The sequence below is a fragment of the Kitasatospora sp. NPDC058190 genome (assembly GCF_042883685.1).
GTDB lineage: Bacteria > Actinomycetota > Actinomycetes > Streptomycetales > Streptomycetaceae > Kitasatospora.
The window spans coordinates 1-13,374 of the sequence record NZ_JBHVVI010000007.1; the positions used below are offsets into that span (position 1 = coordinate 1).

General features: G+C 72.6%; 12 protein-coding genes. 2 read left to right on the forward strand and 10 right to left on the reverse strand.

The window, feature by feature from the left end; translation table 11 throughout:
- Nucleotides 1-104: 104 nt before the first annotated feature.
- The 5 genes from ACFVWU_RS04765 to ACFVWU_RS04785 all read right to left on the reverse strand — a co-directional run bounded on the left by ACFVWU_RS04765 (nt 105) and on the right by ACFVWU_RS04785 (nt 6,196).
- The gene (locus ACFVWU_RS04765; RefSeq protein WP_387615597.1) at nt 105-2,228 is read right to left on the reverse strand and encodes an aminotransferase class I/II-fold pyridoxal phosphate-dependent enzyme; all 2,124 of its coding nucleotides are present in this window, start codon (nt 2,226-2,228) and stop codon (nt 105-107) included.
- On the reverse strand, nt 2,225-2,626 hold the full coding sequence (locus ACFVWU_RS04770; RefSeq protein ID WP_387615600.1) for a cupin domain-containing protein: 402 nt from the start codon (nt 2,624-2,626) through the stop codon (nt 2,225-2,227). Before ACFVWU_RS04770 ends, ACFVWU_RS04765 begins: the two co-directional genes overlap by 4 nt.
- Nucleotides 2,623-3,612 (reverse strand): dTDP-glucose 4,6-dehydratase, encoded by a 990-nt coding sequence (gene rfbB / locus ACFVWU_RS04775; protein ID WP_387615603.1) that lies wholly within the window; start codon nt 3,610-3,612, stop codon nt 2,623-2,625. Before rfbB ends, ACFVWU_RS04770 begins: the two co-directional genes overlap by 4 nt.
- Nucleotides 3,609-4,688 (reverse strand): glucose-1-phosphate thymidylyltransferase, encoded by a 1,080-nt coding sequence (locus ACFVWU_RS04780; RefSeq protein WP_387615606.1) that lies wholly within the window; start codon nt 4,686-4,688, stop codon nt 3,609-3,611. Before ACFVWU_RS04780 ends, rfbB begins: the two co-directional genes overlap by 4 nt.
- Nucleotides 4,689-4,897: 209 nt before the next feature.
- Nucleotides 4,898-6,196: a nucleotide disphospho-sugar-binding domain-containing protein gene (locus ACFVWU_RS04785; RefSeq protein ID WP_387615609.1), complete on the reverse strand. Its 1,299-nt coding sequence runs from the start codon at nt 6,194-6,196 to the stop codon at nt 4,898-4,900.
- A 202-nt stretch (nt 6,197-6,398) separates the two neighbouring features.
- On the opposite strand from ACFVWU_RS04785, the gene ACFVWU_RS04790 reads away from it, so the two are divergent.
- A complete protein-coding gene (locus ACFVWU_RS04790; RefSeq protein WP_387615612.1) occupies nt 6,399-7,127 on the forward strand; it encodes a class II aldolase/adducin family protein in 729 nt (242 codons plus the stop codon).
- A 6-nt stretch (nt 7,128-7,133) separates the two neighbouring features.
- Here the strand turns inward: ACFVWU_RS04790 and ACFVWU_RS04795 are convergent, their stop codons facing one another.
- The gene (locus ACFVWU_RS04795) at nt 7,134-7,373 is read right to left on the reverse strand and encodes a hypothetical protein (protein WP_387615615.1); all 240 of its coding nucleotides are present in this window, start codon (nt 7,371-7,373) and stop codon (nt 7,134-7,136) included.
- 164 nt (nt 7,374-7,537) lie between these two features.
- Here ACFVWU_RS04795 and ACFVWU_RS04800 point away from each other — a divergent pair, with 164 nt between their 5' ends.
- Nucleotides 7,538-8,380 (forward strand): HAD family hydrolase, encoded by an 843-nt coding sequence (locus tag ACFVWU_RS04800; RefSeq protein ID WP_387615618.1) that lies wholly within the window; start codon nt 7,538-7,540, stop codon nt 8,378-8,380.
- A gap of 40 nt (nt 8,381-8,420) precedes the next feature.
- Here the strand turns inward: ACFVWU_RS04800 and ACFVWU_RS04805 are convergent, their stop codons facing one another.
- From ACFVWU_RS04805 to pstA, 4 genes are read right to left on the reverse strand one after another with little or no spacing between them, the layout of a single operon-like run.
- Nucleotides 8,421-9,314 carry a phosphate ABC transporter ATP-binding protein gene (locus tag ACFVWU_RS04805; RefSeq protein WP_387615621.1) on the reverse strand — a complete coding sequence of 298 codons (894 nt, stop codon included), beginning with the start codon at nt 9,312-9,314 and terminating at the stop codon, nt 8,421-8,423.
- Between the two features lie 23 nt (nt 9,315-9,337).
- Nucleotides 9,338-10,234, reverse strand: a complete 897-nt coding sequence (locus ACFVWU_RS04810; RefSeq protein WP_387615624.1) for a class E sortase — start codon at nt 10,232-10,234, stop codon at nt 9,338-9,340.
- Nucleotides 10,231-12,093, reverse strand: coding sequence for a substrate-binding domain-containing protein (locus tag ACFVWU_RS04815; protein ID WP_387615627.1), 1,863 nt, complete (start codon nt 12,091-12,093; stop codon nt 10,231-10,233). The genes ACFVWU_RS04810 and ACFVWU_RS04815 overlap by 4 nt, the downstream gene beginning before the upstream one ends.
- A 38-nt stretch (nt 12,094-12,131) precedes the next feature.
- The gene (gene pstA / locus ACFVWU_RS04820) at nt 12,132-13,364 is read right to left on the reverse strand and encodes a phosphate ABC transporter permease PstA (RefSeq protein WP_387615630.1); all 1,233 of its coding nucleotides are present in this window, start codon (nt 13,362-13,364) and stop codon (nt 12,132-12,134) included.
- Between the last annotated feature and the right edge of the window lie 10 nt (nt 13,365-13,374).

Here is a 13,374-nt window from a genome sequence, read left to right on the forward strand (position 1 = left end):
AACCCCTTTTCGTTTTTGGGGGGGGGGTTTTTTTTTTTTCTTTCCGCCCGGGGGGGGGGGCCCGGCCCCCATGGGGCCCGCCCCGCCTCCGTCTGTACGACCGCTCACGCGACCGGGTCGACCTCCAGCAGCCAGATCCAGGTCGACGGGGCACCGAACTGCTCGCGCCGCCGGACCCGCAGGCCTCCCGCCGCGAAGGCCGCCTCGTACGCGTCGCGGCTCAGCAGCGGCGTGTCCATGAACGCGTGCATCAGCTCGAACTCCAGCGAGAAGGCCGGCAGCGGGCCCTCGTGCCGCTCCCAGGACTGCGCGTTGGTGTCGGCGAGCAGGAAGTAGCGGGCGTCGGGGAAGGCCCTGCGCAGCGCGCGCACCATCCCGGCCGGCTCGTCGGAGGCGGCGAACAGGTCGTGCAGCAGGAGGAAGCTGCCGACCAGGTCGATCCCGGGGAAGACCGGCCGCTCCTCGCCGAACAGCACGTCCCCGCAGACGATCTCCAGAGTGCGGGCCAGACCGGCCTCAGCGACGCGCTTACCGGCGATCGCGCAGGCCGCCTCGCTGATGTCGATGCCGACCCCTCGCCGCGGCTCGGGCCGGTTGCCGGCCAGCCGGATGAGCCGGGTGCCGTCCCCGCAGCCCAGGTCGGCGACGTCACCGTAGTCGAGCCCCTCCAGGATCCGCTGCTCGACCGGCAGCATCAGCTCGGAACCGACCTCGCCGGCGCCCTTGGCGATCCGCCCCTCGTCACGGCGGACGTCCCGCCCGTACACCGCCCGGCCGGTGGCCAGGTCAGCCAGCGAGGACATCATCGACCCGTAGCCACCGACGCCCCACATCAGGAACCCGCGGTGGCGGATCAGTTCGTGCCCCGCGGTGGTCAGGAAGACCACCTCGCCGCGCAGTTCGACGTAGCCGAGCAGCGCCATGGTGTTGAGCAGAGCGCGGATGCGCGGGACGGTGGAGTCGGCGACCGCAGCCAGCTCGGCGACCGGGCGAGGCCCTTCGACGAGCGCCACCCACACCCCCAGCTCGGCCAGGGCGAAGGCGGTCTGGGCGCCGATGTAGCCGTTGAAGAGGCTCGGGAACTCCATCGGGGCGAAGGTCGGCGCCGTCTTCTCCCAGTGCGGGTCCAGGCCCGCCGCGTGCGCCCGCCCGCTCGGCACGTCCAGGACGGCCGCCAGCGCGGCGCAGAATCGGTCCACCTGCTCGGGTGTGCCGACGGTCACCCGCAGTCGCCCGGGCAGCCCGAAGACGGCCAGGTCGCGGACAAGGATCCCGTGCTCGTCCGCCAGCCTCGCGGCCACCGTGCCGGAGTCGTCGCCGACCTCGACCAGGACGAAGTTGGTGACCGAGGGGACGTGACGGATCCCGAGCGCCGCCAGCCCGCCGTAGAGCCGACACCGGGCCTCCTGAGTGCGGCGGCGCACCGAGGCGAGGAAGTCCTGGTCGTCCAGCGCCGCGATCGCCGCCCGCTGGGCGAGCCGGTTGACGTTGAAGGGCAGGGCCTGCCGGGTCTGCCAGAGCCGGGCGATCAGGTCCTCCCGGCCGACCGCGTAACCGACCCGCAGCGACGCCAGGCCCCAGGCCTTGGAGAAGGTCCGCAGCACCACGACCGGCCGGCCCGCGCGCACCGCGTCCAGCGCGTGGCCCAGCTCCGGGTCGGCGAAGTCCAGGTAGGCCTCGTCGAAGACGGCGACGGCACCGGCCGCCTCGGCCCCGGCGATGATCCGCTCGACCCCACCCGGGTCGAGCACCGTCCCGGTGGGGTTGAGCGGGTTGCAGATGAAGGCCGCTCCGGTCCGCTCGTCGATCGCCGCGGCGACGGCCGCGGCCGGGACGTGGTAGGCCTCCAGCGGCACCTCGGTGACCGGGGCCCCGACGACCGCCGCGGAGGTCCGGTAGCCGGGGAAGCTGGTGGCGGTGACCACGGCGCTGCGGTCCGGCCCGAGGAAGGTCAGTGCGGCGAGCAGCACCAGCTCGTCGGTACCGTTGCCGACCGCGACGTTGGCCGGCGCCAGCCCGACGTGCCGGGCGATCCTGGCCCGCAGCTCGGTGCACTCGCTCTCCGGGTACACCGAGCAGCGCTCGTCCAGCTCGGCCCGGGCAGCCGCGACCGCCCCGGTCGGCCCGCCGTACGGGGTCTCGTTGAGGTGCAGGCGCAACAGGTCGGCCGACGCGGGGACGTCGCTGTTGTACGACCGGATCGCGGGTGTGGACGGCTGGGCGGTCATCGTTCCTCCTTCTCGCCCCGCTCGGGGCTGTGGACGAAGAGGCCGAAGCAGAAGCTGCCGGGCACGGCCCTGCGGGTGACGAAGCGGTGCCGCTTGCCGGCCGGCACGTACAGCGCGGCGGGCGCGGTCAGCAGGAACTCCTCGTCCTCGACCTCGACGGAGATCTCCGCGTCACCCGGGTTGGGTGCGAACAGCAGGTAGATCTCCGGGACGCTGTGCACATGGGTCTCGGCGACGGGCCGGTCGACCAGGGCGCTGATCTCGGCGCCAGCCAGCTCGATCGGCAGGCCGCCGAACATCTCTCGGGTGAGGATGAACGGCACCGGCCGGTGGTGGCCCACCACCTCGCGCAGCAGCGGTAGTTGATCCTGGATCTCGACGGACCGGGTCACGGTCATCGGGTGGTCTCCGTTCGGTTCGCGGTCGTCGTGGGCTCCCACCAGTCGCGGTGGTCGCGGTACCACGCGACGACCTCCTTGAGGCCCTGCTCGAAGTCGACCTGCGGCCGGTAGCCGAGCTCCTCGCGGATCCGGCTGTCGTCCACCGAGTAGCGCAGGTCGTGGGCCTTGCGGTCGGGCACCTGCCGGATCCGGTCCGGGCCCGCGCCGCAGAGCTCCAGGAGCCGCTCGGTGAGCTCGCGGTTGGTCAGCGCGGTGCCGCCGCCGATGTTGTAGATCCGGCCGGCCCGTCCGCCGGCCAGCACCAGCTGAAGGGCCCGGCAGTGGTCCGAGACGTGCAGCCACTCGCGGACGTTGCCGCCGTCGCCGTAGAGCGGCACCGTCCCGCCGTCGATCAGGCTGGTCACGAACCGCGGGACGACCTTCTCGACATACTGGTACGGCCCGTAGTTATTGGCGCAGCGGGTGATGCTCAGGTCGAGCCCGTGGGTGCGCCAGTAGCTGCGGGCGGCCAGGTCCGAGGCGGCCTTGGAGGCCGCGTAGGGCGAGTTGGGCAGCAGCGGCTGGTCCTCGTCCCAGGAACCCTCGGCGATAGAGCCGTATACCTCGTCGGTGGAGACGTGCACGACCCGCGGGATGCGCGCCTCGACGCAGCGGTCCAGCAGGTTCTGGGTGCCCATCACGTTGGTCCGGAAGAAGGGCTCGGCGCCGGCCACCGAGCGGTCCACGTGCGACTCGGCGGCGAAGTGGACCACCGCGTCGTGCCCGGGCAGCACGTCGGCGAGCACGTCCCGGTCGCAGACGTCGGCGGTGACCACGGTCAGCCGCGGATTCCCGACCGGCAGGTTGGCGAGGTTGCCCGCGTAGGTGAGCTTGTCCAGCGCGGTGACCCGGGCACCCTCGTGGCCCGGGTACTCGTCGGCGAGCAGGGAGCGCACGTAGTGGGAGCCGATGAAGCCGGCCGCGCCGGTGACCAGGATCCTCACGCCCCGACCTCCATCCGGGTGTGGTCGCCGACGACCAGGCGGTTGACGCCCGGCTCGCTGGGCCGCTGAGCGATCTGCGCGGCGTTTCCGATCAGGGACTCGCGGATCCCGGTGACCCCGTACACCTCGACCCCGTCGAGCGTGATGGAGTCCGCGATGCCGGCCCGCCGGAGCACACAGCGCTCGCCGAGGGCGGTGTACGGCCCGATCCGGCTGTCCTCGATCACCGTTCCGGCCCCGATCACCGCCGGGCCGACCACGTGCGAGCGGATCAGCCGCACTCCCGGCCCGATCCGGACCGGGCCGCTGACGGTACTCTCGCCGTCCAGCACACCAGGGTCCAACTCTCCCTGCTCCTCAGCGAGTTCGTCGAGGAGCACCCGGTTGGAGTCGAGGATGCCCTCGACCCGGCCGGTGTCCTTCCAGAAGCCGTCGTGCACACTGGCCCGCACCTGCCGGCCGTTGTCGATCAGCCACTGGATCGCGTCGGTGATCTCCCACTCGTTCCGCCAACTGAGCGGGATCTCCCGGACAGCCTGGTGGACCTCCGGCGTGAAGAAGTAGACCCCGACCATCGCCAGGTCGCTGCGCGGCTGCGCGGGCTTCTCCTCCACCCGCAGCACCACGCCCTCGGCGTCGACCTCGGCGACCCCCGACTCGCTCGGGTTGGGCACCTTGGTCACCACCAACTGGGCCGCGGGCCGACGGGCCAGGAACGGCTCCATCAGCGCGGTGAGATCGGCGTCCAGCACGTTGTCACCGAGGTACATCACGAAGTCGTCCTCGGCCAGGAACTCACGGGCGATCAGCACGCAGTGGGCCAGCCCGAACGGGGCCTCCTGCTGGATGTAGGTGATCCGGACCCCGAGCTGCGAGCCGTCGCCCAGGGCGGCCTCGATCTCCTTGGCCCGCTCACCGACCACGATGCCGATGTCGGTGACTCCCGCGTCCCGGATCCGGTCGAGACAGTGGACCAAGACCGGTTTTCCGGCAATCGGGACGAGCTGCTTCGGCATGGAGTGAGTCAACGGACGCAGCCGTGTCCCCATCCCGCCCGACAGAACAAGCGCTTTCAATCTGTTCCCCTGCGTGGTCGGGAGCCGGTGCGATCACGGCTCGGCCCTGCGCGGTGTCTGTACCTGCAACTGCAGGCTAGGCAGGGGTTGTCGGGGGTTCCGGGGAGTCCTGGTGGAATCCGGCTGGAGCGGGCGCGCCGCCCGCCGGGGACGTGCGAGGGCGGCCCCGCCGCACTGGCGGGACCGCCCTCGGAGCCCAGACCGGCCGACTACTGCTTGATCAGACCGTGCTCGTAGCCGGTGGCGTCGATCGAGTCCCAGTCGATGGTGACCGCGGGGGTCTTCGCGGCGGCGATCTCCTCCAGCACCGGGACCAGCTCGGCCGGGGTCGGCCGCTCGGCGACCTCCGCCGCCAGCTTCTCGGCGCCGCGCCGGTAGGATTCGTCGCCGAGCAGCGCGTCCACGTGCTCCCGGATCCGCTCCACGGTGGCCTCCTTCCCGAGCATATGGATGCCCGCGCCCGCCGCCGCCACCCGCTGCCCGTTGGCGTGCTGCTCCTCCTCGAACGGGATCGCCAGCTGCGGCACCCCCGCCACGACGGCGCTCATCACCGAGCCGGCGCCGCCGTGGTGCACCACCGCGTCGCAGGTGGGCAGCAGCATGTTGATCGGGAACTGCTCCAGGATCCGGGCGTTGGCGGGCAGTTCCCCGACGTACTCCCGGTCCTTGGGGTTGATCGCGACGACCACCTCGGCATCGAGGTCGGCGAGCGCCTCCAGGACCATGGACACCAGGAAGGCCTCCGGCCCGAAGCGACTGAGCGTGTGCCCCCAGACCACGCAGATCCGCCGCTTCTCCGGCTTCTCGTACACCCACACCGGCGCCTCACCCGGCCCGTTGTACGGCACGTAGCGCATCGGCAGCCGCTCGGCGGTGGTGGGCGGGGCGATGCTCGCCGGGCAGGGGTCGATGACGTGGGTGATCAGCTCACGGCCCTTGCCCTTGATGCCGAGCGTCCGCAGGATGCCGTTGTTGTACTCCGGCACGATGTCCACCCGCGGGTCGGTCTCCGCGGTGCCCACCGGGCCCCACAGGTGGAGCACCGACGGCAGCCGGTGGATCACCGCGGTGAACGGCCCCTCGGCGCTCATCATGTCGTGGACCACCAGGTCGGGCGCGAAGGTGGTGGTGTAGATGATCACCCGCTCCATCTTGCGCAGCCAGGCCTGGCCCCACTCGTTCTCGTACTTCCGCTTGTACGAGGGCCAGTCGAACTCGTCCGGGGAGGCCATCCGTTCGCCGGTCACCGGGTGCAGCAGCGGCAGGCCGTTGTCCCGCGCGACGCCCCGGATCACCCGCTGCTGGTGGAACAGCCGAGCCCAGAAGAGCGGGTTGTCGTGGTCGTCGAGGATCGGGGCGGGCACCAGGCCTGCGCCGCGGACCCAGTCGGCCGAGGACGGGGTGCACATCACCCGCACCTCGTGCCCCGCCGCCTGCAGGGCCCACCCCAGCGGCACCATGGGGTAGAAGTGCCCGGCCCAGGGCGAGATCGTGAACAGAACCTTCATCGTGAATGGCCTCCAAGGCAGGGCTCAGCTGGCCCCGCCACTCCAGCGCACGCGCGCGCAGAGTCCCTTGAACACGGCTCAAGTCCTGTTGGAGGCGGGCGAAAGTGGCACTCGCGTCGTCTGATCTGTTCGTCAACAGCCCTGCTCGCTTAGGTTCGTGACACGAGAAGTGAACGCCGGAGCGAGCGAACCGGGAGCGTCCATGAACGTCGACACCGCCACCGCGCTGATCCCCGCCACCGGCGGGGAGGCGGCGGCCCTGGCAGCGCTCGGTAGCCGGGTGCTCGCCGAGGCGGGGCAGGGGGACATGGTCTGGGGCCATCTGGCGGTCCGCGACCCCGACGGGCGCGGGGTCTGGATGAAGGCCTCGGGGTGGGGCCTGGAGGAGGTCGGCCCGGACCGGGTGCTGCTGGTCTCCTGGGACGGCGAGGCGCTCGCGGGCAGCGGACGGGTGCACCTGGAGTACCACATCCACACCGAGCTGATGCGGGCCCGCCCGGACGTCGGGGTCTCGCTGCACACCCACTCGGCCACCGCGAACGCCTTCAGCGCCCTCGGGGTGCCGCTGCGGGCGCTGAGCCACGACGCGGTGGTCTTCGCCGAGCACGGCCTGCCGAGCTTCCGCGCGACCGCCGGCCTGGTCCGCACCGGGGAGCTCGGGCGGGCGCTGGCCGCCGACCTCGGCGGGGCCAGGGCCTGCCTGATGCCGCAGCACGGACTGCTCGCGGCGGGCCGGGACATCGCCCACGCGGTGATGTACGCCGTGCTGCTGGAACGGGCCTGCGGCCTGCAGTTGAGCGCCCAGGCGGCGGGCGGGATCCGGCACTGGACCGGCCACCGGGAGAGCCTGGAGAAGGACGCCACGGTGTGGCCGCCGAGCCAGATCGAGGCCGGCTGGCGCTACTGGGTACGGCGCACCGAGCGGTCGTGACGACGGCTACGGGTGCGGGCGGGTGCGCTGGGCGGGGAGGGCGGGGGCCGGATCCGGGGTGCGGCGGGCGAGTTCGGCGAGGGTGTGGAAGAGGACCTCACCGAGCAGGACCGGCTCGCGGGAGGCGACGGGCACGTCCGGCTCGTCGGGCACGTCCGGCTCGTCGGGCACGTCCGGCTCGTCCGGGGAGGCGGCGGTGGAGCGGCGGGTCGGGGACGTCTCGTCTCGGAGCTGGCTTGTGGGCATGGCTCTTCCTGCCGACGGGGTGACCGGGATCAGTCCTGCCCGTTCGGCCCGCACCGACACCCCGGACGGGGGCGGATCGGCCGGAAACGGCGTGTGAAGGGCCGGAACCCGTCCGTACGGTCAGGGCTGCGGCCCCCGCCCTGGGCGGTGACCCGGCGGCACCGATGGGCGAAGATGGACCGGTGACCGAACCCCGCACCGCTCCCCGCCTCATCGCCACCGACCTGGACGGCACCCTGCTCTGCGCCGGCGGCACCGTCAGCGATCGCACCGCGGCGGCCCTGGCGGCGGCCGAGGCGGCCGGGATCCAGGTGGTGTTCGTGACCGGGCGGCCGCCGCGGTGGATGCAGCAGGTGAGCCCGCACATCGGCGGCCACGGGGTGGCGATCTGCTCGAACGGCGGCGCGATCGTGGACGTGCGGCGCGGCGAGCTGGTGGAGTACTTCCCGATGGCGGCCGGGACCACGCTGGCGGTGGTCGAGGCGCTGCGCGCCAAGCTGCCCGGCACCGCCTTCGCCTTCGAGCACGCGGACGGGTGGGCCCGCGAGCCCGAGTACGAGGTGCTCATGTGGGGCGACGACATGGTCTGCGAGGTCGGCCCGGCCGAGGAGCTGCTCGGGGACGGCGGCCCGGTGCGGGGCCTGTTCAAGCTGCTGGCCAAGCACCCGGACCTCGACCCGGACACCTTCCTCGCCGAGGCCCGGACGGCCGCCGGGCACCTGGCCGAGATCACCCGCTCCTCGCCGATCCCGCTGCTGGAGATCAGTGCGTCCGGCGTCACCAAGGCCAGCACGCTGGCCCGTTGGTGCGCCGAGCACGGGATCGACCGCAGTGAGGTGGTGGCCTTCGGCGACATGCCGAACGACCTGGAGATGCTGGCCTGGGCCGGCACCGCGTACGCCGTCGCCAACGCGCACCCGGCGGTGCTGGCGGCGGTGTCGCTGCACACCGTGAGCAACGACCAGGACGGCGTCGCGGCGGTGCTGGAGGAGTTCCTGCCCCGGTAGCACCCGGCACCAGCACCCGTCGACCAGCCCGGTAACCGCCTTAACCGAAGCGGCCGTTGACGTAGTCCGAGGTCCGCTGGTCGCGCGGGTGCCCGAAGATCTGCCCGGTCGGCCCGGCCTCGACGATCCGGCCCGGGGTGTCGTGGGTGGCCAGGAAGAACGCGCAGCTCTGCGAGACGCGCTGGGCCTGCTGCATGTTGTGGGTGACGATCACGATGGTGAGTCGCCCGCGCAGTTCGGCGATGGTCTCCTCGACCCGGCGGGTGGAGGTCGGGTCGAGCGCGGAGCACGGCTCGTCCATCAACAGGATGTCCGGCGAGACGGCCAACGACCGTGCGATGCACAGGCGTTGCTGCTGGCCGCCGGAGAGCGCGCCGCCCGGGGTGTGCAGCCGGGCGGACACCTCGTCCCAGAGCCCGGCCCGGCGCAGGCTGGTCTCCACCAGGTGCCGGCGCTCCTCCTTGGACACCTTGATTCCGGCCAGCTTGAGCCCGCTGGAGACGTTGTCCTGGATGGACATCGCCGGGAACGGGTTGGGCCGCTGGAACACCATGCCGATCCGGCGCCGCACCTCGGCGGGGCGCCGCCCGGGCCGGTAGACGTCGTCCCCGTCCAGCAGCACCTCGCCGGCCAGGGCGGCGCCGCGCACCATCTCGTGCATCCGGTTGAGGATCCGCAGGTAGGTGGACTTGCCGCAGCCGGAGGGGCCGATCAGCGCGGTGACCTCGCCGGCCGGCATCGCCAGCGAGATCCGCTCCAGCACCTTGCGGCTGCCGAACCAGGCGGAGACGTCCCGGGTCTCCAGCCCGGCCAGCGGGCCGTCCCCGGGCCGGCCGTCTCCGGGGCCCGGCGCGGGGGTGACCGGCGGGAGGGTGAGGGTGTCGGCGGCCGGGTCGGCCGCCGCGTCGTGCGGCTGCTGGGTGGTGTCGGTCATCGGTACGGTCCTCCGGGCGCGCGTCAGTAGAGGTTGGGCAGCAGGGCGGCGGCGTTCTCGTAGACCGCCCAGATCAGCGCGCCGACCACCGGCGCGAGGCTCAGGTAGACGGCCGACGGCCGCCGGTACCGGGCCAGCAGCAGCGCGCCGACCACCGCGCCCAGCAGCCCGAGCGACCACAGCTGCAGCGTGGCCAGCGCGCCCTTGTCCGCGGCCAGCGCCTTGTCGTACGCGACGGTGGCGGGGCGGCCGCCGGGGTTCTGGTCGGGGTCGCCCTCAAGGCGGGCGCCGATCATCACGGTGGAGCCGGGGATCCAGTCGGAGTCGCCGGTGACCAGGACCAGCCGGTTGCGGGCCGGGTCGGTGATCGGGTGGTCGCCGTCGCCGTACACGTTGACGGTGTAGGTGTACTTGCCCTGCCCGGTGGTGGCCTCGATCGTGTCGCCGACCCGGAGCTTCGACAGCTCGGCGAAGGGCGCGCCGAAGGTGGCGCCGCGGCCGAACACCACCGCGACCCCGCCCTGGCCGGGCAGCGCGGTGTCCCGGCGGTGGCCGGGGCCGCGCATCAGGTCCCGGCTGGTGGTGCCCTCGACCACCACGGCCTGGTGCAGGCCGATCGCCGGGATGTCCAGCAGCGCCACCGGGTCGCCGTCGTCGGCCGAGCCGGTCGGGGCGACGGCCCGGGCGAGCTGGTCCTTGAAGGTCTTGTACGCGGACGACTGGTAGTGCCGCTCCTGGACGTGCGAGAGCGTGAACAGGTAGCCGACGAAGCCCACCACCAGCGCGGCCAGCAGGCTGACCGCCCAGGCGCCCTGGAGGAACCGCCGCCGCGCGGGCGTGACGGCGGGACGGGCCGGGGGCTCCTCGACCAGGGGCGCCGACGGTTCGGTCACCGGCTTCTCCAGGACCGGTGCGGTCACGAGGCACCGCCCGATCCCTTGCGCCGGCGCAGCAGCCGGCGGCCCAGCAGCCGATGGCCCAGCAGCGGCGGGACGAGCACCACGGCGAGCAGTTCCACCGCGGTGAGGGTGGAGAGCGTCCAGTCCTCGGGCTTGCCGCTCACCTCGACCACGTTGGCCGCGACCTCGGTGGAGCCGCCGCCGCGGCCGCGGGCAACCACCTGCCCGGTCTGCGGGTCGACCACGGCCTCGGCGGAGCCGTCACCCCCGCCGCCGGCCGCGTTCGGGTCCCCGGTGGCCGCGCCGCCACCAGCGTTCGGGTCGCCGCCGGCCGCGCTGCCACCGGCACCGCCCGCGTCCCCGCCACCGCCGCCTCCGGCGCCCGCGGACGAGCCGCCGCCACCGCCGTGACCGTTGCCGCCGGACCCGCCGGTGCCGCCCGAACCCCCGGTCCCACCGGAAGCGCCGCCACCACCGCTGCCGGAGCCGCCCGAGCCGCCCGAGCCGCTCTTGACCGGCTGGCCGTTCTGCACGGTGCAGTCCAGCGGCGTGCCCTGCTTGTCGCAGGGGCTGGGCATCGGCGCGTTCTTCAGGACGGTCAGTTCACCGGCCGAGTTGAAGGTCGGATTGGCGCAGTTGGACAGGGTGTCCGGGTCGACCGGGCCGGCGTTGCCGGGGATCGACTTGGTCTGCAGCAGCCCGCCGCGGACCAGGCCGCGCGGGATCGGCGAGTAGCCGAGGCCGTCGGCCTCGCCCTGGCCCTCGCAGAGCACGTACGCGAGGAAGCGGCTGAGCGCGCCGCCCTTGTCGTTGGTGAAGCGGCCCGGCGGGGGCAGCGCGGCACCCGCGCGCGGCACGATCACGTAGCTGTAGCTGGAGATCGGGTACGCGCGCGGGTCGTCCATGGTGTAGACGCCGTCGAGGTTCTGCTGCAGGTAGTTCGGGTCGGTGGACGGGGTGTTGTCGTCCACACCGCGGATCTTGGCGGCGGTGAGCGCCACGGCGACGTTGGAGGCGGTCGGCAGCGAGTAGTAGCCGGCCTGGTTGAGCACCTTCACGACCGGCCAGTTGCTGCGCTTGGCGAAGGCGTACTCGTCGTAGCCGATGGTGCCGAGGCCGGAGGGCGCCTTGATGTAGCCGGCCACGACGTCCGAGCCGTTCTGGGCGACCATCCGGCCGGACGGCGGGAAGAACTCGGTGTAGTCACCGCAGGAGACGCCGTTGACGGACGAGCAGTACGCGTCCCACTGGTCCTTGTGGGTGTGCTCCATCCAACGGGTGAACTGGGCGGTGGCGCCGGAGCCGTCGGAGCGGACCACCGGGGTGATCGGCAGGTTGGGCAGCGCCTTGCCGTAGTCGGCGGTGATCTTCGGGTCGTTCCAGTTGGTGATCTTGTTGGTGAAGATGTCCACGATGGTCTGCGGGGACAGCCGCAGGTCGCGGACCTGCTTGCCGCCGACCACCAGGTTGTACATGAAGGTGGTGCCGCCGGCGGTGATCGGGATGTACGAGAAGCCGTACGTCATCGTCTCCACGCCACCCGTGCCGGTGCGCTGGCCCGCCGAGTTCACACCGGAGTCCTGGCTGGTGCGGAACGGCACGTCGGAGGCGGTGAAGTCGTCCTGCCCGAGGAGCCACGAGTTGCGGCCGGCCGCCGAGCCGATCGGGTTGAAGCTGATCTGGATGCCCTGCGGTCCGACGTCCTGGCGCCACTGGTCGATGGCCGGACCGGCCCAGCTGGAGCCGTCGGCGCTCAGCGCGACGGATGCCGCGTACGCCTTCGAGCCAGGCCCCAGCAGGGGGGAGGCCGCGAGCAGGAACAGGGACATCAGCAGGGCGAGCCCGCGGGCCACGGGCCGGCCGGCAGCCTCCCACGACATGAGAACTCCTCTGGTACGGAGGGTGGTTGGGTGAGTCATCAGCTGTTCCCGGAGAGCGGGACGGCGGGACGGGCGGCCCGCGCGCCGGCCTCGGCCCGGCGCGCCTCCCGGTCGATCCGACGCCTCTGGCGCCTCGTCAACTCACCCGGCTTGCGCCCGCCGAGCACGCGCGCGGTGACGAACAGGATCAGCACCAGGGCCATCAGGGTCAGACCGGCCGCGAAGGCGCGAGCGACCATCTCGGGGTAGGGCTGCTTGACGTAGTTCCAGATGTACAGCGGCAGCGACACCTGGTGCTCGTGGAACGGGTCGGCGTTGAACTGCGAGGTGAAGCCCGAGGTCAGCAGCACCGGGGAGGTCTCGCCGATGCCGCGCGCCATGCCGAGCACCACCGCCGTCACCAGGCCGGGGCGGGCGGTCGGCAGCACCACGTTCCACACCGTGCGCCACTGGCTGCCGCCCAGCGCGTACGAGGCCTCCCGCAGGGTGCCCGGCACCAGTCGGATGACCACCTCGGCGGCCCGGGTGACGATCGGCATCATCATCACGGTCAGCGCGAGCGAGGCCGCGAAACCGCTCTTCTCGGCGCCGAAGGTGATGATGAGGACGCCGAGGATGAACAGGCCGGCCACGATGGACGGCAGTGCGGTCATCGCCTCGACCAGCGTCCGCACCGGCTTGGCCAGTCGGCCGCCGACCTCGGACATGAAGATCGCCGCCGCGATGCCCAGCGGCACCGCGAACAGCGTGGCCAGGCCCAGCTGTTCGAGCGAGCCGACGATCGCGTTGAGCGCGCCGCCGGAGGTGATCGGGGAGAGCGCGGCGGTCTGCTCCATCGACTCGGTGAAGAAGTTGAGGTGCTGCGCCGCCTCGTAGCCGCGGCTCGCCACGTAGCCGATCTGGTCGCCGATCAGCGCGACCACCAGCAGCCCGGAGCTCCAGGCGACCACCGACACCAGCCGGTCGCGCACCATGAGCCTGCCCCGCTGGAGCCGGCCGAGCGCGAAGTAGCCCGTCAGGAAGAGGACGTACCAGCAGAGCAGGAAGCCGAACACGCCGCTGAACGGCAGCACCCGCTCGTACAGCATCCAGTCCAGCGCGAGCGAGCCGACCAGCGCGCCGGCCACGGTGAACACGTCCTCGCGGGTGACGCCGCCGAGCCGCACCCTGGTCTCGGGGCGCGACGGCGCGGCCTCGGCGGGCGCGTCGGGGGAGCCGGGGGAGCCGGGGGGCTCGGCCGCGGCGACCGGCGGCAGGTCGAGCGTGGTCATCGGGTGGTTC